Raw genomic sequence first — 24,504 nt, forward strand, 5'->3', positions numbered from 1 at the left:
CCAACAAGGTGGGGATTTCAATGTAAGAGTAATTTATTTTCTATTGTTACGGTATTGCTGAAGTAATTTTCTGTCAAATTCCACTTCTGCTTTTCTCAGTTTTAAGATTTTGATGGGAGATATGATATTTCGTAGGGCTGCATTTAATTTTTTCTTATTTAAATATTGTTCTTCGTCGGTGTTTTCAATTTGGTTTAAGAACATGAGTGCTTCTTTATCAGTCATTTTATCCAATGAACCATCGGATAATTTTTTCGCATAGGTTCTCATTTTTTGGTGTCTTAATTCAAACTGTTTATCATCAAAGGCATTGTACACTGGCCAAAATTTTTCGGCTTCTTCAGAAGATAATTTAAGTTCGTTTGTCAAAAAAGCTACTTTTAAAGCTTTAATTTGATCTCTTTTTTCTTTGAATCGCTCATTTTGTCCGTAAAAAGAAACGGTCAAAAACAAAAGAGCTAGTGTAAGTGTATTTTTAATAGTCATAGTTTTGTTTATCAATGTTATTCAATAATTAAGTATTCTATATCGCTTCCTTTTAGCAAGTGTTCTTCCAAATCACTGTTGTTTAATGGTATTGTTTCGTTTAGCGCGTTGAGATCAGTATAGCTTAATTCGTTGATTAGTTCGTATTGCGTAATATTGGATTGATAAGCTAAATAATTTTCAATATTTTCTGCAGCGAGGGTATTGGTAGTTGTTTGGTAATACCAAAAGATGGCAACTGATAGGGTAATAATTATAGAAGCCGCAATACCAATTATTTTTTTTTCTTTATACCAAGGCAGACTAATTACTTTAGGATTCACATTTGGTAATTGATTGATAACTTTTGAAGGTAAATCATCAAAATACTTATCCGGAGCTATAAAGCCCGAGTTGATTTTTGGGGTGTTATCTAGTTTGAATGTTTTCATTTGTATCTTAGATTGTAATACAACAGGATGGTTTAATGGGATGTTATATAATTTTCTATTTTTTTTACTGCATGATGATAGGATGCTTTTAAACCTCCCACTGATGTGCCAAGAATTTCGGAAATTTCTTCGTACTTTAGTTCTTCAAAATACTTCATTTTAAATATTAATTGTTGTTTTTCTGGCAAGAGAAGTATTGCTTTTTGTAAAAGCAATTGCATTTCGTTTCCTTCAAAATAGGTGTCAGCTTCTAAGTTTTGTATAATTTTTTCTTGGAGTTCTTGTGTGCTAATTTTTTTTTCATTTGCTTTTTGTTTTAAAAACGTCAAAGCTTCGTTTGTAGCAATTCTGTACATCCAGGAAAACAATTTGCTTTCTCCTTTAAAATCTTTTAAGTAGCGAAAAACTTTTATAAACGTATTTTGCAAAACATCATCTGCATCATCATGTTGAAGGACTATATTACGGATGTGATGATATAAGGGCTTTTGATATTCTTTCAATAAGATTTCAAACGCTTTGTTTTGCGTTTTTGGATCTAGTAATTGCTGTATAAATGCTTTTTCTTCTTGCAAGTTTTCACGATTTGTGTTTTAGAATAGCATTATGGCAAAAGGTTTAATTAGATACAAAAAAAAATTAAAAGTCCAATTGGTCTTCTTCGGTTTCTTCAGGAATGACAACTTCTGTTTTAGTTTGTTTTTTCGTTGGATTAGGAAGAACTAAATTTTGAGGTGTAGTTTTCTTTAGTATTGGGGAGTAAATTGTGGTAACCCACTTTGAAGGTTGTTTGATTTCATTTCGCCCAATTGTGTATACTTCTAGATGAGAGAATTTTGGGTCTTTGATAATCGCTTTCTTGGTAAAATAGGCGTTTGTTTCGGATAAAGCCTGGTTGATATGTGAATAATCTCCTTTTAGAATTGTTTTGATGGCAGGAAAAGATTCTAGTTTTCCTGATTTAATTCCTGTTTCAGGCCCTACAAGTATTTCGTTATGCACGGGTATGCAAAACGTAATTTTTGCCGTTTCGTGAGTTTTGTCAAAAAGATGAACCATGAGGAATGGTTTTCCGTAAGTTGCAATACCATTTTTGGAACAATAGTCTAATATTTTGCTAAACACGATTTTACTGTTTTTAGCAATATTAGTTACTTTGCTGCTAAAGGTTTGACTTAGGTAATAGGTGGCTGTTTTGGTTACCTCGCCTTCATTTTTTACTGAATAGGTGTTGGTTTCATAATCAAGTATCTTGTCTAGATTAATAAGGCTTTCCTCGAAAACCTTACCTATGTTTTTTTCAACACCACCTTTTAAAACAGCATAAAACTTTAATTCAAAACTTAGTTTTCCTTTGGTTTTCCATGTAACCTTAGTGCCACCAACAGTATCTTTGAACTGCCATGAAACTTCTGATTTGGTTCCGTTATTGTTTACTTTTTGAGTAATGCTTTCGTTGTTTTTGGTTCTTATTGTTTGAATGTCTCCCGAACCATCTACCCCAGACCAAACGCATGAAGCACCATTTCCAGTAGTGTTTGTAGAATACGTTATTTTTAAATTAGGGTCATCAATCATTCCTTTGTTGAAATTTGGCCAATTTTCTAAATCATTGATGTAATGGAAAACAGTGTTTTTTGGGGCATTAATGACTTTACTCCTTTCAATTTCAAAATCTCCTTTTTGGGTTGCAATAAAAATAGTAGTAGCTACACAACTTAACAGAAATAGAAGAAAGAGATATTTTAGAATTTGCATGATATTTAGGAATAAACTTTTGTAAAGATAAAAAAAATATATAAGGTAGAGATTACTTTTTTGAGTGCGCTTTTACAAAAGAAAAAAACAATACTGAATGCTCTAATGGTGTTTTATCTTAATGTTTTAAAAAGATTTTTATTAAGAATAAAAGGCCGATAAAAAGTAAAAAACCCAATAAGATTTTGTAGTTTCCTTTGTAAAAAATTTTGTGAAGATTGGCATCTTTTCTATAAGCTATGACGATAGCTGTGATGAAAGCAATTGCGAAAAGTACTCCAAATAGTATTTGTCCTTGACTAAACATAGTGTTTTTATTTTTTCGCAAATTTAAAGAATTGATTAAGAATAATTACTAATTTGCTTCTTCATTTAATACTGAATATTTATGCAAAAACAAATTCAAGCGGTAAAAGAGTTTCATACTGCTTTTGCTATTGGACACAAAGAACAACCACATGCCAATTTAGGTGGTGAGAAACATTTATTGCGTTACAATTTGATGAAGGAAGAAAACGAAGAATATTTAGAAGCTGTGGCTAATAATGACATTGTAGAAATTGCTGATGCGTTAGGGGATATGATGTATATCTTGTGTGGGACTATTATTGAACATGGGTTGCAGCATCATATAGAAGCTGTTTTTGATGAAATTCAAAAAAGTAATATGAGTAAATTGGGGGAGGATGGAAAACCAATTTATAGAGAAGATGGAAAAGTGTTAAAAGGGCCAAACTATTTTAAACCCGATTTTTCAAAATTGTTTCAAATTGAAAAATAATAGGTTTCTTTTTTTGGAATAGCAACTTATTCAAAATAAAAGAGAACTCATAATACTAATGTATTTGTGAGTTCTCTTTATTTATTTCAAGGTAACTTTTTATTTTTCGATTTTAACAGTCCATCCAAATGGGTCGTTGTCGATTTTATGTTGAATGTTAGTTAGCTTGCTTTTTAATAATTGAGCATATGAATTTTCAGTTGTTGGGATTTCATAGTATGTTTCTTTATACGAAAACCCTTTAATAGGATTAACAACTGCAGCTGTTCCAGCGCCAAATATTTCTTTTAAGGTACCATTTTTAGCCGCATCTACCAATTCATCTACTAAAACTGGGCGAACTTCTACTTGGATACCTTCTTTGGTTGCAAGGTCAATCAAACTTTTTCTTGTCACTCCATCTAAAATTCTTTCGCTAACTGGTGCGGTTAACAAAGTGTCATTAATACGGAAAAAAACGTTCATTGTACCCGCTTCTTCTAGTTTGGTATGGGTAGCGTCATCTGTCCATATTACTTGTTGAAAGCCTTCTTTGTTAGCTAAATTGGTTGGGTAAAACTGTGCGGCATAATTACCCGCTGCTTTGGCAGCACCAATTCCTCCATTTGCCGCTCTACTATAGTGTTCTGCGATTAATACTTTTACTTCACCAGAATAATAAGATTTTGCAGGAGATAGAATAATCATGAATTTATACTCGCTAGAAGGATTGGCTACTACACCATCTCCAGTAGCAATCATAAACGGACGAATATACATGGTATTACCAATTCCTTTTTTTACCCATGCTTCATCAAGTTTTAATAATTCTTTTAGCCCATTCATGAAGATTTCTTCTGGGATTTCGGGCATTGCCATACGAATAGCTGAATTGTTAAAGCGCTTGAAATTTTCATCAGGTCTAAAAAGCCATAATTCATTGTTTTCATCTTTGTAGGCTTTCATTCCCTCAAAAATGGCTTGACCATAATGAAAAACTTTTGCAGAAGGATCTAGTAAAAATGGCTGATAAGGTTTTATAATTGGTTGTTGCCATTGTCCATTTTTATAATCACATTCCATTAAGTGATCCGTAAAAACAGCACCAAAATTTAAATGATCAAAATCTACATCATTAATTTTTGAAGTAGTGGCTTTTGTTATAGAAATTGCAGATAGAGCTGTACTCATGATAATTGGTGATTTTTTTTAAATTTAATAGAAAAAAAACGGTGAAAACTTCGAAAGTTCCCACTTTTTTAATTTTTACAAAATTAAATAAAAAAGCCTATTATTGATGAGAAAAAACTAATAGTTGTGATGAAAATATGAGATTTATCTATTTTTCAAAAATAGGTTTTGAATACTGCTTTTTTATAGGAAAAATACAATTATTTCTACTTATTTTTTTATTAAGCAATTTAAGTATTCCCTAAATTTGTAATATTCATGGGTATAGATGCCTGTAAAATCAATAATTTGATGTTTTGAAACGAACTATTTTAACTACTTCCGACGGCTCTACTACTATCCAAATTGAAGATTGGGACGAATGTTATCATTCCAAACATGGTGCAATACAAGAAGCCAAACATGTGTTTATAAAAAATGGATTTACTTTATTTGATAGTGCACCGATTTCAATTTTAGAGATTGGTTTCGGGACAGGTCTTAATGCATTTATTACTTTTTTGGAAGCCCAAGAGCGAAAACAAGATATTTCTTATGTTGGTGTTGAAGCTTATCCAGTAGCATTTGAGGAAGTGAGCAAGATGAATTATGTAGAGGAATTAAAAGCTCCGATGTTTAAAGATGTTTTTCAAACGATGCATACTTGTGCTTGGGAGGACAAGGTTTCATTATCCGATTATTTTACATTAACCAAGCGGAGACAGTTTTTTCAAGAAATTACCGATGTCAATCAATACAATTTAATATATTTTGATGCCTTTGGATATAGGGTGCAACCCGATTTATGGAGCACTTCTATCTTTCAAAAAATGTATAAGGCACTCAAAAAGAATGGCGTTTTGGTAACCTATGCAGCTAGGGGAGTCATCAAAAGAAGTATGATTGAAGCAGGATTTAAAGTGGAAAAATTACCTGGTCCGCCTGGTAAAAGAGAAATGTTTCGTGCAACTAAAGCAACTCCTTGAAAACCCTACGAAAACGATGTTAAAGTGGGTTTCGTTATGTGAAGAAACAAATAAATATAAGTTAATTATGGTAGTTTTTTAAAATTATCTTTTTAAATTTACTCCAAGATAACCCCAAAATCTTATTTTACTATGTCTAAAATAATGTTTGATTATACCAAATCGGTCCTTGAAAGAGTGAGTTTTGATCCTATTTTATTTTGTAAAGAATTAGAGAAAGCCATTCGAACTTTATTGCCATACGAATTAGAACAATTAAAAGAATGGTTATTCGATTTTACAGATTCAAAACCCGAGCTAAAACACTGTTTACTTATAGTTGAAAAATAGAAAGAGGAACCAATTGGTTCCTCTTTTTTGTTGTTATTTTTTTTGTAATGGGCTTATAATCTCTACATTATGAAAAACTATAGCGCCTTTTATTACCCCAGCAATGGTAGTACGTAACGCTTCTATAATTTGAATTTTTAATTCGTTTTTTGGATATATTAAGCTAATTTCTCTTGCAGGTTTCGGCTCTTCGAAATGTTTGAGTTTTGTCTTGTCTTTTTCTTTTAAATCGAGGGTGTGCAAATAGGGTAGCAAAGTAGTGCCTAGCCCTTCATCGGCCAGTTTGATTAATGTTTCAAAACTGCCACTTTCAATGGTAAATGGATTACCATCTTTGGATGAACGATTTTTACATAAATTCAATATACCATCTCTAAAACAATGTCCGTCTTGAAGTAAAAGGATTTCGTCGATATTCAAATCTTCAATTTTAATTTCCTTTTTAGAAAAATGTTGGTGACCTTCGGGGATATAAGCAACAAAAGGTTCGTAATATAAAGGGATTTCTTTGATTTTTTCTTCTTCTAATGGTGTAGCAGCAATTGCAGCATCCAAGTGACCATTATTAAGTTTAGAAATAATTTCAGCGGTATTGAGTTCTTCGATGATTAATCGAATTTTTGGGTATTTTTTAATGAAATTATTCAAAAACATAGGTAGTAAAGTAGGCATGATTGTTGGAATTATACCTAGTTTGAATTCGCCACCAATGTATCCTTTTTGTTGTTCTACAATGTCTTGTATACGATCGGCTTCGTTTACAATATTTTTTGCTTGATTAACTATTTTTTGTCCAATATCAGTAAGTTGGATTGGTTTTTTACTTCTGTCAAAAATTTGAATATTTAATTCTTCTTCAATCTTTTGAATTTGCATACTCAAAGTAGGTTGAGTAACATAACATTTTTCGGCCGCGAGGGTAAAATTTTTGTGTTCAGCAACTGCTAAAACATATTTAAGCTGTGTAATTGTCATTATATATTTTTATTTGATGTAAATATAAAAACAATCAATTTAATTTATGGGAGTTTCTTTTTAAATAATTCGGTAAATTTGCATTTCATCCTAAATACAGATACAAATGGAATTAAACACAATTGGATTGTCAGTTGTTGAGACTGAAAAAACGGTAAATGAATTGAATGTTTTGTTGTCTAATTTTCAAATATATTATCAAAATTTGCGTGGAATGCATTGGAACATCAGAGGGAAACGTTTCTTTGATTTGCACCTCAAATTTGAAGAATTATATAACGATTCTCAAGTAAAAATTGATTTAATTGCAGAACGCGTTTTAACGTTGGGAGGTACCCCTTTGCATACTTTTGAAGATTACTTGCAACACAATCATTTAGAGATAGGTAAAAATGTATCTAATGACGAAAAAGCCATTCAGTTAATTGTAAATGCCTTGTCTAATTTGTTGGTAATTGAGAGAAGAATATTGTCTCACGCTGCTGAAAGTAACGATGAAGGGACAACTTCTATGATGAGCGATTTTATCGTTGAACAAGAAAAAACAATTTGGATGATGCAAGCTTGGTTGTCATAATCCTTACAACTGAAAGAAAAACCGGAATTCTGTAAATTCCGGTTTTTTTTAATCATCATGGTCAAGGTTTTCATTAAATGATGATGGTAAAAGGGTAGGAATGAATTTTATTAAAATTGGTAATAGTAAACTTCCTCCAGGTAATAAGAAAATAGTCAACGAAGGAATTGTTTTGCAGATATCTAAAATCTGTTTTCTGATTTTTTTCTTCTCTTTTTCGTCTAATTCTCTGCGAGTAGATCGCGCCAAAAGAATCATTAATTCTTTGCTTTCCAGAATTTCTTTTACCAGTCTATTTTTATTTCGAGTGAGTAATGTTGTAACACTTTCAGTGGTTTGATCATAAAAGTGTTTTACAGGATTAGAATAGTTGAAGTATGGAATTTCTTTTTTATGTTTCGCGATAAACCGGTCAATTTCTATTATAGAATTGGTAACAAAATGATCGTCTTCGTTTAAAATTTCTCCCAGAGCATACAAGAAGTAGGCTTCTTCTTTTTCGATTTTCTCATCACTCCAAAGTGCCATTCCAGCTATGTCAATTAGGTATTTTTTTTCTAAATCATCTGTAAAATAATCCAATTGTAACAAATCTAAAGACAAATTGACTTTTTTGGAAAACTTTGTATACCGTACCGATGCCTCAAATAATTTGATTAGTAAATTGTCGTATTGTGTTTTATTGGTTTTAGTTTTAAGTGCTAAGGCTACTATATTTACTACAGTCTCTTCAATTTTTTTTAAGTATTTCTCTGGTAATTCCCCTTGTTTAAGGAATTGATTAAAAGCCAAAACGTCTATAAACAACAAGGCGTTGGTTACTAGATGTGAGAAGTTTTTATTAATAATTCCATCATTAGTTTGTACTCTTTCGTCAATAATACCTTCTAACGATATTGATTTTTTGTTTTTGGGTAATATTTTTTTAAAAAAATTAAATCCTTGAGGACTCATTTGGTCGTAAAAATCTAATGTTTTACTAATGAAATCTGAAGCGGAAGGATTTTTTTCAGTGAGACAGTATACCTGAAATAGAGTGTTTAATAAAGCTACTTTTGAAATTTCTTCTTTAAACCATTTGCTACTATCAATAGGAAGCGGCGTGTTGAAATCTATGATGTGGCCAAATATAAATCCAGTTTTTCTTGTCTTGAGATAAAAAGAAGTTGAGTTCTCGGAGCTAATTTGCTCAGAAAAAGGTTGCTCAATAAAAAATTTGTCTATCCAACCTGGAATTGAAGGGTTAATCATAGTAGAAATAAAATGCAAATCTAGACTATTTGAAAAAAACAATGTTATTTCAATTTAAAGTTTTTTGTTTTTTGTTTATCAAAATACTATGAAAATTGAGACAGATAAATCAAACTCATAGACTTATACTACTTTACTATTCGTATTAAAGTCTATGAGTTTGTAGACATTAATGGTTTATGAAGCGAACAAGCTTTCGGCTGTGTCCCAGTTGACTACATTCCAAAATGAAGCAATATAATCCGCTCGTCGATTTTGATTTTTTAAGTAATAGGCATGTTCCCATACATCAAGTGCTAAAATTGGTTTCCCTTTTGATACAATAGTCGGTAAGTTCATAAGAGGGTTGTCTTGATTTGGAGTGGAAGTGATAACTAGTTTACCATTGGATAAGACTAACCATGCCCAGCCCGAACCAAATCTTTTGCTAGCAGCATCTGCAAATTCTTTTTTGAATGCTTCGAATGAGCCAAAAGTATTCACTATGGCCTCGCCCAATTTTCCTTTGGGTTGTCCTCCTCCATTTGGTTTCATTAACGTCCAAAACAGGGAATGATTGTAATGTCCGCCTCCGTTATTTCTAACGGCTTCGGGAAATTGATTCATGTTTTGAAATATAGAATTCAAACTAGTTGCTTTCTCGAGTAATGACTTTTCAAGCGTTTCTAACGCTTTATTGAGATTGTTAACATACGCTTGGTGGTGCTTGGTGTGGTGAATTTCCATAGTTAACTTATCAATATGTGGCTCAAGAGCGTCATAAGCATAGGAAAGTTTGGGTAAGGTAAAATTTTCTTGATTTAAAACGTTCTTTTCTTCTTTTAGTGTTTCATTTTCGATTTTTGGGTTTGCAAAACTGAAATTGAATAGGGAGTTGCCAATAAAAATTCCGGTGGAAAATAATCCTGATTTTTTGATGAATTCTCGGCGGCTTGGAGTGTTTTTCATAAGATATGGTTTTAAGAACGGTACACTATACTTGTTTTAGTTATTTATGACTGTTTAAAAATGAGTTTTTATTTAAAAGAGATCTTACAGTAGAATCTATTTTTTGGATTTTATTTTGATTTTTCTCCAACAAAATTATGGGAAGTAGATTTAAATAACACATTAAAGGTAGTTAAAGTTCCATAAATTCGGGTTAAATATTGTTGAAGTTCAATTTTTTCAATTTCTTCTAATTTACTCGAATTGATTTTTTGCTCCATAACACGTAATCGGTCTCTTAGCATGATGATTTTATGAAAGAAAGTATCTATTGGAATTTCTTTTGAAGCCATTCCCGCTTGTCCGGGTTCTAAAATCATTTTACCGCCTTTCCATTTATCTGCAATTGGAACGATTTCGGTTATATCGGACCATTTTTGCAGCATTTTTTTCAAAGTAGTTTCAACTTCATAAAAACTAATTGTGTCCACTTCATTTTCGGTAGCTTCGATTATTGTGATAGGATCATCCAATGCTATAGTTTCAAGACCTGAATCTATAAAAGTGATCCAATAATGTGTAGATGTTACATTTGTTATTACGCCTTTGCCTAGTTTTTCGTGTTCAATTCTTGAACCAATTCCTAATATTTTCATTATGTATTCGTTTTATTTCTTAAATCGATATTAAAATTAATTAAAAAACGATGCGAAATCATTTCTTTGGTATGATTTTAGTAATTTTATAACAACAAACCAACGAAATGATGGTGTTCTTAAATTGTATTGATTTAAAACGATCCTCATTTTGAATGGTATCATTGTTTTTTTAATCCCAAATATATTTAATATGAAAAAAATTAGCTTGATTTCGACTTGTATAGTTCTAATAATGTCAGCCTGTAATAGTAGTAAAAAAACCGTAAACACATCGGCGAAATTAAACGGCGAATGGGAGCTTAATTATATTAGTGGTCCTCGAATTGCTTTCCAAGGCTTGTATCCGGACCAAAAACCTACTATCAATTTTGATACCGAAGGCCATAAAGTTTTTGGTAAAAACAGTTGTAATGTATACAACGGGACCTTACATGTAAAAGGCTCTTCAATTTCATTTGTCGATTCAAAAATGGCGGTTTCTTTAATGGCTTGTCCTGGAGATGGCGAGGCCATATATATGAAAATGTTGGAGAAAATTGATAGTTATGCCATAGCTGATAATGGCAAAGAGTTGTCTCTTTCTGGAAATGGAGTCGTGTTGATGCGTTTTATCAAAAAATAACATTAATAGAAATGTCATGCGAAAACTTATTAAGAAAAGTGTTTTATGGGCTTTATTTTTAGGTTTTTTTATCGGTTACAGTCAGGAAAAGCCTAAAAGTGAACGAAGAGCTATTCAAAAACAACAAAAAGCACAGCAGATTGAAGCGCTTGTTGCTGGAAAAGAGTTTGTGTACAAAGCAGATCGTGCTTTTCCTTTAGGTTATCACAGTATAGAATTGATTACCAATCCCAATTTTATAAAGTTTACAAAAGATTCTGTTTTTTGTGATATGCCTTATTTTGGAAGAGTTACAGGAAGTTTGCCTTATGGAAGCGGGGGAGGTTTGAAGTTTGAAGGAGCAGCCGAGAATTATTCACAGGTGAAGAAGAAAAAGGAATATGTTATCAAAACCAATGTTAAAGGGTTAAATGATAGCTACAAAATTCAATTAACGGTCTATGTTAACGGTACAGCCAATTTAGTAATTAATAGTAACAATAGGAATGCGATATCCTATACGGGGTCAATTTTTCCTATAGATACTAAGTAAAACCATATTGAGATGCGCAGTCTTTTTTTTATTATTGGTTTGATGGGGTTTCTGAGTATTGGATGCCAGCATAAATCAACAGAGGATTCTAGTAATTTGGTTGAAATCCAAGCTGATTCAGTAGCAGGTGTGCCTTTGGATACATTAGCTATTCATGACAATTCAGAAACTTCCTTGGATTGGGATGGTACTTATAAAGGGATTTTGCCTTGTGAGGATTGTAAAGGTGTTGATACCGAGTTGACTCTAAAGAAAGACAAAACATATGTGTTAAAAACCAACTATTTAGGAAAAAATACCTCAAAAGTGAAAGAGGCTAAAGGAGTGTTCTCTTGGGATGAAACCGGATCAGTAATTCAACTGAATCATTCCATTGGCGATTCATTTAAGTATAAAGTTGGCGAAAATTATTTGATACAACTAGATGCTAAAGGTAATGCAATCGAAGGGAAATTGGCTTCTAATTACATTTTAGAGAAAATGAAATAACAATTGCTTTTTTAAAATGGGTGTTATTGATTGTTTTTTAACGTCAAATCATAGCCGTATAAATGTTCATCTCGTGCAAATCCCATTTTTTGATATAAAGCTTGAGCAGTAAAATTGTTTTTTGCTGTTCTTAATCGAATAATGGGAGAATTTATCTCTCTTGCATAGTTTTTTGTTTCTTCAATTAGTTTTTTGGCAAATCCATTTTTTCGAATGGTACTATCGACAAATAGATCATTCAGAATCACAATCTTATTCAGTAATAAAGAAGAGAACGTAATATACAGTAAGGCGAAACCAACCGGTGTATGGTGAGAATCAAATGCTAAAAACACAACAGCTTCTTGATTGCTTAAGCGTTCATATAGATATTTCTTTTGCTCGTCTATATCAGCTGTCTTTTTGTAAAACAAAAGATATTGGTTGAACATTACAGTCAATGCATCTAAATCTTCTAAAGTAGCTTTTCGTATCATAACTAGTTGATTTTGATGTTGTTGAAATAAAAATAAACTTTTTATTTGACTAATACAATTTTTTACATATAAAAAAGAGGTACATATGTTTATTGTACCTCTTTTTGTTTGTAATGATTATAGCTTGTTAAAATTTGAGTTGATAAACTTCGTTTAATTCGCTGTTTGATTTGATGTTGACTTGTAGGTCAGTGATGTATCCAGAATTTAATCCATAAACCCATCCATGTACCGTTAGATCTTGCCCATTTCTCCAAGCATTTTGAACAATAGATGTTTTGGCTAAATCATAGACTTGTTCTTTGATGTTAACTTCGACAAAGGCATTGAATCGTTCTTCTTTATCCTCGAATGAATCTAAATAGTCTTTGTGAAAACGATAAATATCTTTTATGTGGCGTATCCAATTGTCAATCAATCCAAAAGAATTGTTGCTCATAGCGGCTTTGATTCCCCCACATCCATAATGCCCACAAACAATTACGTGTTGGACTTTAAGTATGTTTACAGCATAATCAAGCACACTTAGCATGTTCATGTCGGTATGAACTACCATGTTGGCAATATTTCGGTGTACAAAAACTTCACCAGGTTTGGCTCCGATAATTTCATTGGCTGGCACACGACTATCGGCACAGCCTATCCATAATAGAGGAGGATTTTGACCTTTGGCTAAGTCTTTGAAATATTCGGCATCATCGGCAATCATTTTTTCGACCCAGTCTTTGTTGTTGTCTATTATTTTTTGATAAAAATCACTCATAATTTTTGTGTTTGTTTGTAGAAAAGATTCTTATTGGTGTTTTAGAATAGATGTAATTTGGTTGTATTTGTCTAATTAGTCAGTTTTGTGTTTCGATTTTTTGAGCAGTGGCAAAATAATGTTTTGTAAAAAAACTAAAAAGTTTGATGTTTTTTTTTAAACTTCTATTTTTTTAAAGTTTTTTTATGAAAAAGGTACTGCGTTTTTGCTATTGTATGGTTTTTTCTTCTCTAAATCACTCAACACTGTGCAAAGAAATAAAAAATAAGTATTCTATTGTTTGATATGTTTTTCTTTTAAAGAGCTCGAGAAAAGTATCGCATATCGTAATCTACATGTGTTTTTTATAAAGGATTTTTAAACTTCTAATTAATTGTATAGTTTCTGTTGGGTAATGTAATTTTTTATTATTAAAAGCGGAGGAAATCACTGTGTTATTATTATGCCTTTTAGCGTCTTCTTCATACTTGTAAATGTATACAGAAAATTTTAGAGTTTCCAAGGACATTGAGGTAGAAAAGTATTATGAACAATTTTAACAAACTGTATGTTGAATTTTTTACTGTGAAATATTTTGTTTGTGTTATATAGGGGGTGGGTGTTAATTAAAATGTAAATTTAAATAAACACCCCTTTAAAAAAATAGGGTGAAAATTGTTTAATGGTAAAAAATATAGTAGTAACTTCCTTTTAAAAAGGGGGTAAGATTATTTTTTGTGTGTTTTTGCTTTTAAAATGGTTGTGAAATCGATAAAATAATTTCTGAAAAATGATAAATTAACATATTTATTTCAAATGATTTCTGATTTCGTAATTCTTCAATAAAAAAGGGAAAAAGTGTTCGTTTTTTTGAGTTTTTATACAAAAAGATGATAATTTCGTCAATAACAAAAGAAGTTAATAAAAGGAAATTTCTTCTTAAAAGTGCACTTTGTTATTTCCTAATTTCAAGAACTATTCCATTAACCAAAGTTTTAATTTATGAAAAATAATGTATTACAATTAATAGTTTTCCTTTTTATTCAATCCATGATTGTGCAAGCCCAAGAAACGCCAGCCTCTCCGGCAACTACTTTTGCAGGATCGGCCGATGCGTATTTCAAATATGATTTTGCCAACAAAACCAGTAACAACAAAACCAGTTTCACAAATTCTAGTGATTCCTTTGAACTAGGTATGGCGTCTATTGAAGCATCACATAAGTTTGGAAAGGCCTCTGTTTTTGTGGATTTGGGTTTTGGTAACAGAGCGGCCGAGTTTTCGTATAATGAGAAGGCAATTAATCGTGGTGCCACCTTTTTAATCAAGCAATTAAATTTTACCTATGAATTTTCAGATAAATTCAAAGTTATTTTAGGGAGTTTTGGTACCCATGTAGGGTATGAGCTTTTGGATGCTGTAGATAATAAAAATTACAGTATGTCTTATGCTTTTACTAATGGCCCCTTTTTTAATACTGGAATCAAAGCACAATATACTATTGGAAAATTCGGATTGATGGCCGGAATCTCAAATCCAACAGATTTTAAATCAGCTTTAGATAGTGGAACAGATCAAAAAAGTTTTCTAGCGCAGGTATCGTACACAGGAGAGACGGGTGCGGTATATTTTAATTATACTTCTGGCAGCAGTAATCCTACTTCTGTAGTAGATACCAGTCAGTATGATTTGGTGGTGTCTAAAAAAGTAAGTGATGCGTTTGGTTTGGGCTTTAATGCGACTCTTGTTCGTTTGAAAGATGATATCACCTCTGATAGTGCTAAATGGTTTGCTTTGGTAGGTTATGCAAATTATGCATTTACTGATAAGTTATCCATGGCATACCGAATAGAATATTTTGATGATCAAGACGGGTTAAAATACAATGAAATAGACAATTCGATTGTGGCCAATACCTTATCCTTAAATTTTAAAGAAGGGAACTTTACATTTATTCCAGAGGTAAGGTTAGATGCATCTTCAAAAGATATTTTTTCCAAGAAAAATGGAAGTGTAACAGGTTCGGCAGGGAATATATTGTTTGCTACAACCTATTCTTTCTAATTTGATTCTATTTTTTTTTTTTTTTTTTTTTTGCACTATTTGTGTATACAAAACACTGCTTGTCAATATTATATTGGTAAGTGGTGTTTTTTGTTTTGGGGTAAAAACTACTAGGTTTTAAGCAATAAAAAAAATGAGAAGGAGGTTGTGTGTTTTCTTTTAGGTGGAAAAAATAAGGCAAAAAAAAAACAATCAAACGGCCCATAGTTTTGGGGTTTGATTGTTCTCTTTTTATGCGACTTAAATTAAAGATTGTTTAATGACCAATCGTAAGCTCTAGTAATGACTTTTTGAGTGGTATCAACTTTCTTTTCAAGAAAAATGTTTATAAAATCGATCTCGTTAAAATATCCAGTAACAAAATCATTTTTGTAGGTTTCAAACATTTTAGGAAGTTCAATAGAGTTGGTGTTTTTGTAGATTTTATAGAAATCTTTGCTATTGATGTACAAACGCGCCTGTTGTTTGATTTGTTCGTTTACTTTTTCAGGATTGTAAGCTGCATTAAGAAGCGGAGCGTCTCCGTTGGTGCCTTTACAAAGAACAAAATGCACACCAGCATCGGCAATTATTTCCCTTAAAATTGTATTTTCGATATCGTCTAAGGTGAGTTCTTGTTTGGCTACAATAAATGATCTTTCATTAAAAAAACCTGGAATAGTGTTAACTGAAACAATTGGCATTTTTTCTATTACCGAACGAATCACTAATAAATTATAGGCATTAATCCAAAAAGCCTTTGCTTCTTCTTTGGTTTTGAAATCCGTTTTTAATTTTGAAATATTATCTAATATGTAAATAAGTTCACCGGGACTTTTCTTTAGTTGAGTGTAATTCACTTTACCTTCAGCGGTAACATTCTTTTTTAGAAATTCATTGGTTTGTTCAAAAAAATCTGTTATGGTTTGTGCTTTGCAAACACTAGTTAAGATAAATAACGAAAAGAATAGTAATTTTTTTTTCATAAAACATTGTGTTTAAAGAGGTTGTTTTGATTAGTAAACTCTTTTGTTAAAGCAACAAATAAACTAATATTTTTCATAAAACTATAAATAAAAGTTAATTTTTTTAAACAATCTTTATTATAAAATAGTAGGATGTTTCTTAGTTTAAGTTCGCTTGTTTTTACATTGTTAGCAATCTATTTATTATGCATGCATAATAGTAAGAACCTTTTTACTATTTTTGAAGTAATAATAAAAGATTTTAAAGGAATGAAATTTTTGAAGAAGAATTTCAAAGACCCTTTTTTGGTGCTAGTTGTTAGGTCTGTGGCATCAAAATAGTATCAAAAATCAAAATATAGCTACTTACACTATGAAAGAAAATTTACAATCACTTTTGAAAATTACCCATCCGGTAATAATGGCACCGATGTTTCTAGTTTCCAATACAGCCATGGCAATTGAAGGAATGAAAAGTGGCATTGCCGTATGTATTCCTGCTTTAAATTATCGAACGCTGGACGAGTTAAAGGCGTCCATTCAAGAGTTGAAAACACATAAAGTTCCTGGTGGAAGTTTTGGATATAATTTGATTGTAAATAAATCGAATGTCAAATACAAAGAACAACTTCGTATTCTCTGTGAGGAAGGTGTTGACTTTATCATTACTTCTTTGGGGTCACCGGCAGAAACCATCGAAAAAGCTCACCAACATCAAATTAAAGTATTTTGTGATGTTACCGATTTAGCCTTTGCGAAAAAAGTTGAAAGTTTAGGTGCCGATGCTTTAATTGCAGTAAATAATTTAGCAGGTGGTCATAGAGGCAATATTGCTCCGGAAGCATTGATTAAATTGTTGAATGATAATACGTCATTGCCGGTTATTTCTGCAGGAGGGGTTAGTAAAAAATCGGAATTGGATATAATGTTGCGCCACGGAGCAGTTGGGGTTTCTGTTGGGAGTCCGTTTATAGCTTCCTTTGAAGCGGGAGTTTCTCAAGAATACAAACAAGCCTGTGTCGATTATGGTGCCAAGGATATAGTAATGACTGAAAGAATTTCTGGAACGCCTTGTACGGTAATTAATACGCCTTATGTTCAGAAAATTGGAACAAAACAAACTTGGTTAGAATCGGTTCTGAATAAAAATAAAAGTTTGAAAAAATGGGTCAAAATGATACGTTTCTATATAGGGATGAGAGCAACAGAAAAAGCCGCCACACAAGCAACTTATAAAACCGTTTGGGTTGCTGGCCCTAGTATTGAAGAGACAAAAGCCATATTGCCGGTTCAAGAAATTGTGAAACGGTTGGTTTCTTGAAATTAATAAGAGGATATTGTTTTTTTATTAATGATTAATCATGAGATTGTTCGATAATCATTTTTTTGAGCAGGCTTATTTGACCAAGATGATAATAAGCATGTTCTATTAGCCCTTCGAAATTTCTCGCATAGTTGCCATATTTTTCATCGAAAAATGGTTTTTCTAATATTGAATCTTCCATTTTTTCAATGGTTGCTATTATTTTTTCTGAATTGGATTGGAATTGTTCCACCAAATTTTCCCATGCTGTTTTGGAAGAAATAGGAGGTAAGTTAAAACTATATTGATCACGAATGGTTAGTTCGTTGGTTTCTATTGCCTCTAAGATTCCTGAAATGTAATAGTTGATGTGATAAGTTAGTAAAGCAATGGTGTTGAGGTTGTCAATTTGAAAAGTTGCTTGTTGCCAAGTAACATCTTTTAATTGGTGCTTGAAATTGGTATTAGCTATCCATTTTCCGCTTAATAATACTTCATCTAGGCGTGAAGCAATTGATTTTGTTAACGACATACTTTTGTTTTTTACTAAAATAGTAAAAAAAAAAACTAACCTGACTTAATGAAGTCAAGGTTAGTTTTTTGGGTTTATGATGAATTACTTCTACAATTGAATAAGAATCAACCTGTGTTTTTCAATCCACTAGAAATGGCATTGGTCAAACTAAGTAGTTTGTTTAGGATTTTATCGCGTTCAAGACTGTTTTCGTCGTCCATAGTGCGCCATAAACTTAAATACTTAATATGTAAATGGTGTAATGTTACTAATTTATCATTTCTCCATTTTAAATTATCATATTGATTGTCTCTTCTGCTAGCAGCGGGTTCGTCAAACAATTCTTCAATCATTTGGAAGCCGTTTTGATAATCAGTAAGGATTTTATTCATGAACAATTCTTTTTCTGCTTTATCTTCATCTAATTCAGCATAACGCTTCATGATTTCAAGATCAGACAAAATAAGATTCGTTTCGGTTTGAATCATTAAGTATTTAATAAAACTCCAACTGTTTGCAATGGCTTTTAGTTCATTGAATTCAGCAGGTTTTTCCTCTTTTAAAGCTTTGAGGGCAGCTCCTAATCCATACCAACCAGTAAGTGTAATTCTTGATAAGTTCCAGCTGAATACCCATGGAATAGCACGTAAGTCGTTCAATGTTCGAGTACCTGTTCTTCGTGCTGGTCTAGAACCAATTTTGCTTTTTTCTAATACGTCAATACAAGTAGCTTTGCCGTAGAAATTGATAAAACCAGGAGTATCAATCAAATCTCTGTAATGTTCAAATGATTTTTGAGCCAAGTAGTCCAATGTAGCGGTAGGAGCTTTGAAAGAACTTGTGCCTTTATTGTTGTTAATGACATGTCGTGCTACCCCTGAAGACAAAGCATTTAAATTGTATTTTGCCGTCATTGGATTTCCAAATAGTTGCGCAACCGATTCTCCTTGTACTGTAATTTTAATTGTTCCACTTACAGTGTTTTCTGGCATACTTTCTAAAAAGCGGTGGTATTTACCGCCTCCTCTACTGATAGTACCTCCCGTTCCGTGGAAATAGTATATTTCAACATTGTTTTTTCTGCCTACTTCAGAGAGTTCGGTTTCTGCTTTAAAGAGGTTCCATTTACTAGCAATAGTTCCGCCGTCTTTGTTACTATCGCTATAACCTAGCATAACTTCTTGTTTTTTAATCAATTTTTGCCCACGTTGTTTGGTAATAGGGTGGTTTAAAAATAAGTCAAGAATTTCAGGGCCATTATGAAGATCTTCGATGGTTTCTAATAATGGGACAACTTTAATGCTAGTATTGAGTAATTGGGTTTCTCTCATTAAGAAATAAGCCACTAATAAATCGCTCAAATTTCGGGTCATACTGATGATGAAAGAACCAATTCCGTCAGCCCCAAATTGATTGATGTGTTGTCTTACTACTCGATAGCAATCTAAAACATTATCGGCTTCTGGACCATATGATACAGTAACGTCTGTTATGATGGCATTGTTTTCTAAAAGTTCGTTCAAACAAGCTACACGTTTTTCTTCAGACCAATTTTCAAAATCATAATCTTCTCTTCCAATAGATTTCAAAATTTGAGAAACGGCCTTGTCATGGAAGGTACTGTTTTGTCTTACATCCAGTTTGGCTAAGTGAAAACCAAAGCATTGTACGGTTCTTTCAATTGGGAATAATAAATCGAATGCAAATCCTTTCAAACCATGTTGAATCAAAACTTCTCTTAAAAGTTTTAAATCATTTTGTAGTTCTCTGCTGGATTTGTAATAGAAGGTAGATTCGGCTATATTACCTGTAATGGTGTTTTCTAATTCACACAACATCAAGTTGACATATTGTCTCCAAGGTTCGTATTGGTTGCGTTGAACTGCTTCTTGTCCAGCTTTTCCTAGGGCTTTTACTTTGTTTTCAATAGCCTCTGTTAATGCGTAGGGCACTGGGTTAGAAATAGCTGAAATTGATAACTTTTTGGCTAAATTTACTAAACCTTCTTTAATAAGATCAAGGGCAGTTTTTCTGTGAATTAATAGGGTTTCTTTTGTAATGGAAGGAGTAACAAAAGGATGTCCATCGCGATCTCCACCTACCCAGCTTCCAAAATTGTATTTAGGGAAATGATCAGGGTTGTTGATTTTTTCTCTATTTAATCCCAATTCAGTCCATGAACTTTTAATTTCTTGGTCACTTTTTTGTAGTACTTCTGGGAATACTTTACTTAAATAATACAAAGCATTGGCTCTTTCATCTTTAATGTCTGGTTTTTCAAGATAAATTTCGCCAGTACGCCACCATCTCTCAATGAGGTTTACAATTTTTTCTCTGATATTATTTTGCTCAATTTTGCTTAAAGAGGTATTTTCTTTTTGAACTAAAAGCAAATACAATTCGCGGTGTATTTCAATAACAGTTACACGTTTTGCTTCCGTTGGATGGGCGGTAAGTACAGGTAAAACAGTAGTTTCTGAAATGGCTTTAAGCATTTCCTCTTCATCGATTTTAGCATTTTTCCATATGCTGAAGGTTTCTGCCCAAGAACCTCTAATGTGAGTCATTTTATCCTGACTTTCTAATTTTCTGCGGTATTGGGTGGCGGCATTTTCTTCAACCAAAGTAATTAATTGAAAGTAAATGCTTAATGATTGAATAGTTTTGTCGCTGTTTAACTCTTTATCTTTTAATTCAAGACCATTTGATGTGTTGTTTATCAGTGCAACAATTTCATCTTCATTAATGCGAGTTAACATTTCGGTGTAACAATCAATAATGAATTTTCTATCCTCAAAGATTTTTTGGAATGGGGAATTTTTTGTGTCCATATGTATTTTTTTTCAACATAGTTTATAAAGTGAGTTGATTTCTTTAGAAAATGAAATATCCATGTTGAGTATGAAAGTCATTTCAAAAACAAATTTGAAAAGAAAACAACGAACTTTATGTAAATATTAATTCCTCAAATTTACTAAAAGCAAATCGGTTTATTATTAAGAATTTCTAAAAAAAATGGTGATTTTGGCTCGTAAAGCCTTATAAAATAAACTAAAACGTTTTAGTTTTGATAATTTTTTTCCATTATAAATAACACTTGCTTTTATATTGGAGTATCAGTTTTTGATTGTTTTTTTAGTGAATAATAAACGATTGTGAACTGATATTTAATGCTTTATTTCGGCCTTTTTTTGCTTTTTAAAGTAGCCTCGTAACAAAAAACTATGTTTTAAGGCTTCTAGATCTTGATTTAATAACAAACTTGCTTGGTTGATGTTGGTGATAGTAGAATCTATTTTTTTTACCAATTGGGGGTCGTTAGACAAATAATTGATTGCACCCTTGCCATTTTTTGCATTGGAGATGGTTCCGTTTAGGTTGGTTATTACTTGTTGAATTTCTTGACTTGATTTTTCTAAATTCGAAATAATAGATTTTACTTTTTGTGAAGTTATAGGGTCATTGATTAATCCGATGAGGTTGTTTTTATTTTCTAAGGATTTAACGGTTTTGTTAAGACTAAAAACAAGTTCTTGTGTGCCTTTGCTAGTGGTGTTGAGATGCTGCAGCGTTTGTTTCATATTGGAGGCCATTAGGGTATCATGTAATAAGGTGCCAATGGAGCCTTTTCCTTGGTTGATTTCTTTAGTGATTTTGAGTAAATCAGTGGTTAACAAGGCAGCGTTCTTGTTTGTTACATTTAGGGTATTCATCATATCATCTGTTCTTATAAACGCAACAGATTGTATGATGTCGCCTTTTTCTAGTGCCGGAAAATTTCCTTTTCCAGGACTTATGTTTATTACTTTGCTACCTACTAGACCATCAGAACCAATACTAGCCATTGCATTTTTCTTAATATGAGGCAACATGGATTGGTCTATTAATAAGTCTACATTGATAGTTGTGTCATTTATCATTTCAATTCCTCTAACAGTACCAATGTTGATGCCAGAATATCGAACATTGTCTCCAAGTTGTAAGCCGTTAACATTGCTAAAAACTGCAGTAATGTGTTCTGTGTTTCCAAACATCTTCTGTTTGTTGCCAATAAAGTAGATAGCCATAACAAAAAGTGTCAACCCGGTGAGCACTAATAGGCCCAGTTTTATTTTTTCTGATTCTGATTTTTCCATGGCTTATTTATTTAAAGAATGCTTGTACTTTCGGGTCTTTTGAAGAAGATAATTCTTGAAAGGTCCCTTCAATATAATTGATTCCATCAATTAATAATATCATACGGTTGGCTATCATACGGGCACAATCTACATCATGAGTAATGATAATTGCCGAGGTGTTGTATTTTTTTTGAACAGAAATCATTAATAGTAAAATTTCTTTAGACGTTATAGGGTCAAGCCCGGTAGTTGGTTCGTCATAAAGAATGATTTTGGGTTTTAAAATTAATGTTCTTGCCAACGCTATTCTTCGTTTCATGCCACCTGAGAGTTCATTGGGCATTAAGTTGATGGTATTGGCTAGACCAACGCTTTCTAATGCTTCCATGACTAAGGGAGTAGTGTCCTCTAGTGTCCCAAATTTTTTTGTATGCCTTCTTAAGGGAAATTCAAGGTTTTCTCTTACCGACATGGAATCATATAGTGCACTGCCTTGAAATAGAAATCCAACTTCGGTTCTCAATTCATCAAGCGCTTCACCTTTAAGTTTTCCAATATCTTGATTCATTACCTCAATTCTTCCTTCATCGGCATCTTCTAATCCGATTAAACATTTGATCATTACGGATTTTCCTGAACCAGATTTTCCCATTACCACTAGATTTTCACCTTGATATAATTCAAGATTAAATCCGTTCAAAACCGTATTAGTTCCATAGCTTTTCTTCAAATCTTTGATAACAACAATAGGTTTTTGATCCATGGCCCAACATTTAAATATTATAATTCATAAAATACATTGGAAACAAATACAGCGATGAAGTCGATGATAAACAACAACATCGATGAAAATACCACAGCCGAATTGGCGGCTAGCCCTACGCCAGCAGTACCTTTTTTGCAATAATATCCTTTAAAACAGCCTACCAATCCTATGGCAAACCCAAAGAAAAAGGATTTGACCGTGGCCGGTAATACATCAATAAATTCTAAATGATTAAAGACTTGTGTTAGATATAGCAACAAGGAAACATCGCCTTTTATATTTTCTACCAAAAAGGAACCTAGGAGTCCAACGGCATCACCAATAAAGATTAATATGGGCAACATTAATGTGGTGGCTAAAATCCGTGTGACGACTAAGTATTTAAATGGATTTGTTCCTGATACTTCCATAGCGTCTATTTGTTCTGTCACTCGCATAGAACCTAATTCAGCACCAATTCCGGAACCAATTCTTCCAGCACAAATTAATGCAGTAATTATGGGACCAATTTCTCTAATTATAGAAACGCTAACCATTGCAGGAATCCAAGATGTAGCACCAAATTGTTCTAATGTTGGTCTTGATTGAAGAGTAAAAACAAGACCGATGATGAAACCTGTAACTCCAACTAAAAGCAATGAACGATTCCCCATATTATAACATTGTCTGAGAAATTCTTTAAATTCAAATGGTTTTTTGATTGATTCCTTGAAAAAGCGAGAGGCAAATTGGGATAAATCGCCAATTTCGTATAAAAAGCTTTTAAGTAGCGCTATGATTTTATAAATACTTTGCATCCTAATTTAGAATTTTTGTAGAAGAATTCTACTCAAATATAAGGATAAAGTATTGATTATCTATCTGGTATGGTCAAAATGTTGCGCGGATTTAACTTTCATATCTGCGCAATTTGTTCTGAGTGTACAGCAACTCTTTTTGCAATTTTTCTATTTTTTGTAAAAGATGTATGATAATGTCTAAGCCTTCAGGATTTAACTCAAACTCATGATGTAAACGAATGATGCGTTCCAATTCCAATAAATGGGATTCATGAATATACTGATCCTGCTCAATTATTTCTATTTCAATTAACCCCAAATCTTGAAGTTGTAAGAAAAAATTAAGCTCTAATTGGTAATGTTTACCAAGGTTTTGCAATAAAATCCAATTTTCTATATTCATTTTTAAAATTATTAAATTGAAAACCTACTACTGTTGCATTTTTAGCTTGGCTAAAGTTGAAAATAATTCTTTTTCTTTCGGAGTTAATTGTGTAGGCAAAAGCACATTAATGGTAACAAATAAATCGCCAAATTCTCCTTCCTTTTTATACACCGGAAAACCTTTCCCTTTTAGTTTAACTTTAGTTCCATTTTGGGTGCCTGGTTTGATGGTTACTTTTGCTTTTCCATCAAAAGTTGTCACCATAACCTCACCACCAAGAATTGCGGTGTACAAATCAATGTTGGAAGTGGAATATAAGTTTTGATGATCTCTTTTAAAAACTGGGTGATTGTTGATATGAAACGTGAGGTATAAATCACCATTTGGTCCGCCGTTGATCCCCATTCCACCTTGTCCCAGAATTTTGATAATTTGCCCATTTTCAACCCCCGCTGGTATG

Annotated in this window: 28 protein-coding genes; 9 read left to right on the forward strand and 19 right to left on the reverse strand. The window is 32.3% G+C overall.

What is annotated here, in order from left to right:
• Positions 1 to 33 precede the first annotated feature (33 nt).
• From ACZIX2_RS11490 to ACZIX2_RS11505, 4 genes are all read right to left on the reverse strand, one after another.
• Positions 34 to 486, reverse strand: a complete 453-nt coding sequence (locus tag ACZIX2_RS11490) for a sensor of ECF-type sigma factor (RefSeq protein ID WP_463340231.1) — start codon at positions 484 to 486, stop codon at positions 34 to 36.
• A gap of 17 nt (positions 487 to 503) precedes the next feature.
• Positions 504 to 917 (reverse strand): hypothetical protein, encoded by a 414-nt coding sequence (locus ACZIX2_RS11495; protein WP_463340232.1) that lies wholly within the window; start codon positions 915 to 917, stop codon positions 504 to 506.
• Positions 918 to 949: 32 nt separating this feature from the next.
• A complete protein-coding gene (locus ACZIX2_RS11500) occupies positions 950 to 1,492 on the reverse strand; it encodes an RNA polymerase sigma factor (RefSeq protein ID WP_463340233.1) in 543 nt (180 codons plus the stop codon).
• A gap of 64 nt (positions 1,493 to 1,556) precedes the next feature.
• Positions 1,557 to 2,675: an SRPBCC family protein gene (locus tag ACZIX2_RS11505; RefSeq protein ID WP_463340234.1), complete on the reverse strand. Its 1,119-nt coding sequence runs from the start codon at positions 2,673 to 2,675 to the stop codon at positions 1,557 to 1,559.
• 388 nt (positions 2,676 to 3,063) lie between these two features.
• On the opposite strand from ACZIX2_RS11505, the gene ACZIX2_RS11510 reads away from it, so the two are divergent.
• Positions 3,064 to 3,456, forward strand: a complete 393-nt coding sequence (locus ACZIX2_RS11510) for a pyrophosphohydrolase domain-containing protein (protein ID WP_463340235.1) — start codon at positions 3,064 to 3,066, stop codon at positions 3,454 to 3,456.
• A gap of 99 nt (positions 3,457 to 3,555) precedes the next feature.
• Here the strand turns inward: ACZIX2_RS11510 and ACZIX2_RS11515 are convergent, their stop codons facing one another.
• Positions 3,556 to 4,626: a branched-chain amino acid aminotransferase gene (locus tag ACZIX2_RS11515; protein WP_463340236.1), complete on the reverse strand. Its 1,071-nt coding sequence runs from the start codon at positions 4,624 to 4,626 to the stop codon at positions 3,556 to 3,558.
• A gap of 296 nt (positions 4,627 to 4,922) precedes the next feature.
• Between ACZIX2_RS11515 and mnmC2 the strand changes: the two genes are divergently transcribed.
• Both mnmC2 and ACZIX2_RS11525 read left to right on the forward strand, forming a co-directional pair.
• Entirely contained in the window at positions 4,923 to 5,591 is a 669-nt protein-coding gene (gene mnmC2, locus ACZIX2_RS11520; RefSeq protein WP_463340237.1) for a tRNA (5-methylaminomethyl-2-thiouridine)(34)-methyltransferase MnmC2, read from the forward strand.
• A gap of 132 nt (positions 5,592 to 5,723) precedes the next feature.
• Complete coding sequence (locus ACZIX2_RS11525; protein WP_463340238.1) at positions 5,724 to 5,921, forward strand: hypothetical protein; 198 nt, start codon at positions 5,724 to 5,726, stop codon at positions 5,919 to 5,921.
• 33 nt (positions 5,922 to 5,954) lie between these two features.
• On the opposite strand, the gene ACZIX2_RS11530 is transcribed toward ACZIX2_RS11525, so the two are convergent.
• Complete coding sequence (locus tag ACZIX2_RS11530; protein WP_463340239.1) at positions 5,955 to 6,896, reverse strand: LysR substrate-binding domain-containing protein; 942 nt, start codon at positions 6,894 to 6,896, stop codon at positions 5,955 to 5,957.
• A gap of 106 nt (positions 6,897 to 7,002) precedes the next feature.
• Between ACZIX2_RS11530 and ACZIX2_RS11535 the strand changes: the two genes are divergently transcribed.
• Positions 7,003 to 7,473: a Dps family protein gene (locus ACZIX2_RS11535; protein WP_463340240.1), complete on the forward strand. Its 471-nt coding sequence runs from the start codon at positions 7,003 to 7,005 to the stop codon at positions 7,471 to 7,473.
• A 48-nt stretch (positions 7,474 to 7,521) separates the two neighbouring features.
• On the opposite strand, the gene ACZIX2_RS11540 is transcribed toward ACZIX2_RS11535, so the two are convergent.
• The 3 genes from ACZIX2_RS11540 to ACZIX2_RS11550 form a co-directional block, all read right to left on the reverse strand.
• A complete protein-coding gene (locus ACZIX2_RS11540) occupies positions 7,522 to 8,724 on the reverse strand; it encodes an LETM1-related biofilm-associated protein (protein WP_463340241.1) in 1,203 nt (400 codons plus the stop codon).
• Between the two features lie 177 nt (positions 8,725 to 8,901).
• Positions 8,902 to 9,672: a superoxide dismutase gene (locus ACZIX2_RS11545; protein ID WP_463340242.1), complete on the reverse strand. Its 771-nt coding sequence runs from the start codon at positions 9,670 to 9,672 to the stop codon at positions 8,902 to 8,904.
• A gap of 110 nt (positions 9,673 to 9,782) precedes the next feature.
• On the reverse strand, positions 9,783 to 10,307 hold the full coding sequence (locus ACZIX2_RS11550; RefSeq protein ID WP_463340243.1) for a hypothetical protein: 525 nt from the start codon (positions 10,305 to 10,307) through the stop codon (positions 9,783 to 9,785).
• A gap of 193 nt (positions 10,308 to 10,500) precedes the next feature.
• Between ACZIX2_RS11550 and ACZIX2_RS11555 the strand changes: the two genes are divergently transcribed.
• Genes ACZIX2_RS11555 through ACZIX2_RS11565 form a run of 3 tightly spaced genes read left to right on the forward strand, consistent with a single transcriptional unit; the run spans position 10,501 to position 11,953 of the window.
• Positions 10,501 to 10,932, forward strand: coding sequence for an META domain-containing protein (locus tag ACZIX2_RS11555; protein WP_463340244.1), 432 nt, complete (start codon positions 10,501 to 10,503; stop codon positions 10,930 to 10,932).
• Between the two features lie 16 nt (positions 10,933 to 10,948).
• Positions 10,949 to 11,464, forward strand: coding sequence for a DUF4251 domain-containing protein (locus ACZIX2_RS11560; RefSeq protein WP_463340245.1), 516 nt, complete (start codon positions 10,949 to 10,951; stop codon positions 11,462 to 11,464).
• 12 nt (positions 11,465 to 11,476) lie between these two features.
• Positions 11,477 to 11,953, forward strand: a complete 477-nt coding sequence (locus tag ACZIX2_RS11565) for a copper resistance protein NlpE (protein WP_463340246.1) — start codon at positions 11,477 to 11,479, stop codon at positions 11,951 to 11,953.
• Between the two features lie 23 nt (positions 11,954 to 11,976).
• Here the strand turns inward: ACZIX2_RS11565 and ACZIX2_RS11570 are convergent, their stop codons facing one another.
• Together ACZIX2_RS11570 and can are read right to left on the reverse strand one after the other, a co-directional pair.
• On the reverse strand, positions 11,977 to 12,429 hold the full coding sequence (locus ACZIX2_RS11570) for an N-acetyltransferase family protein (protein ID WP_463340247.1): 453 nt from the start codon (positions 12,427 to 12,429) through the stop codon (positions 11,977 to 11,979).
• Between the two features lie 127 nt (positions 12,430 to 12,556).
• Positions 12,557 to 13,192, reverse strand: coding sequence for a carbonate dehydratase (gene can, locus ACZIX2_RS11575; protein ID WP_463340248.1), 636 nt, complete (start codon positions 13,190 to 13,192; stop codon positions 12,557 to 12,559).
• A gap of 981 nt (positions 13,193 to 14,173) precedes the next feature.
• Between can and ACZIX2_RS11580 the strand changes: the two genes are divergently transcribed.
• Complete coding sequence (locus ACZIX2_RS11580) at positions 14,174 to 15,235, forward strand: outer membrane beta-barrel protein (RefSeq protein WP_463340249.1); 1,062 nt, start codon at positions 14,174 to 14,176, stop codon at positions 15,233 to 15,235.
• A 245-nt stretch (positions 15,236 to 15,480) separates the two neighbouring features.
• Here ACZIX2_RS11580 and ACZIX2_RS11585 read toward each other — a convergent pair whose 3' ends face one another.
• Positions 15,481 to 16,200: a DUF547 domain-containing protein gene (locus tag ACZIX2_RS11585; protein ID WP_463340250.1), complete on the reverse strand. Its 720-nt coding sequence runs from the start codon at positions 16,198 to 16,200 to the stop codon at positions 15,481 to 15,483.
• A 352-nt stretch (positions 16,201 to 16,552) separates the two neighbouring features.
• On the opposite strand from ACZIX2_RS11585, the gene ACZIX2_RS11590 reads away from it, so the two are divergent.
• Entirely contained in the window at positions 16,553 to 17,500 is a 948-nt protein-coding gene (locus tag ACZIX2_RS11590; RefSeq protein ID WP_463340251.1) for an NAD(P)H-dependent flavin oxidoreductase, read from the forward strand.
• Positions 17,501 to 17,534: 34 nt separating this feature from the next.
• Here the strand turns inward: ACZIX2_RS11590 and ACZIX2_RS11595 are convergent, their stop codons facing one another.
• The 7 genes from ACZIX2_RS11595 to ACZIX2_RS11625 all read right to left on the reverse strand — a co-directional run.
• A complete protein-coding gene (locus ACZIX2_RS11595; RefSeq protein ID WP_463340252.1) occupies positions 17,535 to 18,014 on the reverse strand; it encodes a DinB family protein in 480 nt (159 codons plus the stop codon).
• Between the two features lie 107 nt (positions 18,015 to 18,121).
• Entirely contained in the window at positions 18,122 to 20,827 is a 2,706-nt protein-coding gene (locus ACZIX2_RS11600; RefSeq protein WP_463340253.1) for a phosphoenolpyruvate carboxylase, read from the reverse strand.
• Between the two features lie 336 nt (positions 20,828 to 21,163).
• Positions 21,164 to 22,132 (reverse strand): MlaD family protein, encoded by a 969-nt coding sequence (locus tag ACZIX2_RS11605; RefSeq protein ID WP_463340254.1) that lies wholly within the window; start codon positions 22,130 to 22,132, stop codon positions 21,164 to 21,166.
• A 7-nt stretch (positions 22,133 to 22,139) separates the two neighbouring features.
• Complete coding sequence (locus tag ACZIX2_RS11610; protein ID WP_463340255.1) at positions 22,140 to 22,877, reverse strand: ABC transporter ATP-binding protein; 738 nt, start codon at positions 22,875 to 22,877, stop codon at positions 22,140 to 22,142.
• 17 nt (positions 22,878 to 22,894) lie between these two features.
• On the reverse strand, positions 22,895 to 23,677 hold the full coding sequence (locus ACZIX2_RS11615) for an MlaE family ABC transporter permease (protein WP_463340256.1): 783 nt from the start codon (positions 23,675 to 23,677) through the stop codon (positions 22,895 to 22,897).
• 91 nt (positions 23,678 to 23,768) lie between these two features.
• The gene (locus ACZIX2_RS11620) at positions 23,769 to 24,062 is read right to left on the reverse strand and encodes a chaperone modulator CbpM (RefSeq protein WP_463340257.1); all 294 of its coding nucleotides are present in this window, start codon (positions 24,060 to 24,062) and stop codon (positions 23,769 to 23,771) included.
• Positions 24,063 to 24,089: 27 nt separating this feature from the next.
• A partial coding sequence (locus ACZIX2_RS11625; protein ID WP_463340258.1) for a DnaJ C-terminal domain-containing protein occupies positions 24,090 to 24,504 on the reverse strand: 415 nt, incomplete at its 5' end.

It is taken from the genome of Flavobacterium riviphilum (genome assembly GCF_055231795.1).

Coding starts and splice junctions, on each gene's coding strand:
- ACZIX2_RS11525 (WP_463340238.1), top strand. CDS start 5,724: ATGTCTAAAATAATGTTTGATTATACCAAATCGGTCCTTGAAAGAGTG.
- ACZIX2_RS11510 (WP_463340235.1), top strand. CDS start 3,064: ATGCAAAAACAAATTCAAGCGGTAAAAGAGTTTCATACTGCTTTTGCT.
- ACZIX2_RS11620 (WP_463340257.1), bottom strand. CDS start 24,062: ATGAATATAGAAAATTGGATTTTATTGCAAAACCTTGGTAAACATTAC.
- ACZIX2_RS11580 (WP_463340249.1), top strand. CDS start 14,174: ATGAAAAATAATGTATTACAATTAATAGTTTTCCTTTTTATTCAATCC.
- ACZIX2_RS11535 (WP_463340240.1), top strand. CDS start 7,003: ATGGAATTAAACACAATTGGATTGTCAGTTGTTGAGACTGAAAAAACG.
- ACZIX2_RS11530 (WP_463340239.1), bottom strand. CDS start 6,896: ATGACAATTACACAGCTTAAATATGTTTTAGCAGTTGCTGAACACAAA.
- ACZIX2_RS11560 (WP_463340245.1), top strand. CDS start 10,949: ATGCGAAAACTTATTAAGAAAAGTGTTTTATGGGCTTTATTTTTAGGT.
- ACZIX2_RS11585 (WP_463340250.1), bottom strand. CDS start 16,200: ATGAAAAAAAAATTACTATTCTTTTCGTTATTTATCTTAACTAGTGTT.
- ACZIX2_RS11610 (WP_463340255.1), bottom strand. CDS start 22,877: ATGGATCAAAAACCTATTGTTGTTATCAAAGATTTGAAGAAAAGCTAT.
- ACZIX2_RS11495 (WP_463340232.1), bottom strand. CDS start 917: ATGAAAACATTCAAACTAGATAACACCCCAAAAATCAACTCGGGCTTT.
- ACZIX2_RS11600 (WP_463340253.1), bottom strand. CDS start 20,827: ATGGACACAAAAAATTCCCCATTCCAAAAAATCTTTGAGGATAGAAAA.
- ACZIX2_RS11595 (WP_463340252.1), bottom strand. CDS start 18,014: ATGTCGTTAACAAAATCAATTGCTTCACGCCTAGATGAAGTATTATTA.
- ACZIX2_RS11615 (WP_463340256.1), bottom strand. CDS start 23,677: ATGCAAAGTATTTATAAAATCATAGCGCTACTTAAAAGCTTTTTATAC.
- ACZIX2_RS11515 (WP_463340236.1), bottom strand. CDS start 4,626: ATGAGTACAGCTCTATCTGCAATTTCTATAACAAAAGCCACTACTTCA.
- ACZIX2_RS11545 (WP_463340242.1), bottom strand. CDS start 9,672: ATGAAAAACACTCCAAGCCGCCGAGAATTCATCAAAAAATCAGGATTA.
- ACZIX2_RS11565 (WP_463340246.1), top strand. CDS start 11,477: ATGCGCAGTCTTTTTTTTATTATTGGTTTGATGGGGTTTCTGAGTATT.
- ACZIX2_RS11550 (WP_463340243.1), bottom strand. CDS start 10,307: ATGAAAATATTAGGAATTGGTTCAAGAATTGAACACGAAAAACTAGGC.
- ACZIX2_RS11505 (WP_463340234.1), bottom strand. CDS start 2,675: ATGCAAATTCTAAAATATCTCTTTCTTCTATTTCTGTTAAGTTGTGTA.
- ACZIX2_RS11570 (WP_463340247.1), bottom strand. CDS start 12,429: ATGATACGAAAAGCTACTTTAGAAGATTTAGATGCATTGACTGTAATG.
- ACZIX2_RS11590 (WP_463340251.1), top strand. CDS start 16,553: ATGAAAGAAAATTTACAATCACTTTTGAAAATTACCCATCCGGTAATA.
- ACZIX2_RS11540 (WP_463340241.1), bottom strand. CDS start 8,724: ATGATTAACCCTTCAATTCCAGGTTGGATAGACAAATTTTTTATTGAG.
- ACZIX2_RS11555 (WP_463340244.1), top strand. CDS start 10,501: ATGAAAAAAATTAGCTTGATTTCGACTTGTATAGTTCTAATAATGTCA.
- ACZIX2_RS11605 (WP_463340254.1), bottom strand. CDS start 22,132: ATGGAAAAATCAGAATCAGAAAAAATAAAACTGGGCCTATTAGTGCTC.
- can (WP_463340248.1), bottom strand. CDS start 13,192: ATGAGTGATTTTTATCAAAAAATAATAGACAACAACAAAGACTGGGTC.
- ACZIX2_RS11490 (WP_463340231.1), bottom strand. CDS start 486: ATGACTATTAAAAATACACTTACACTAGCTCTTTTGTTTTTGACCGTT.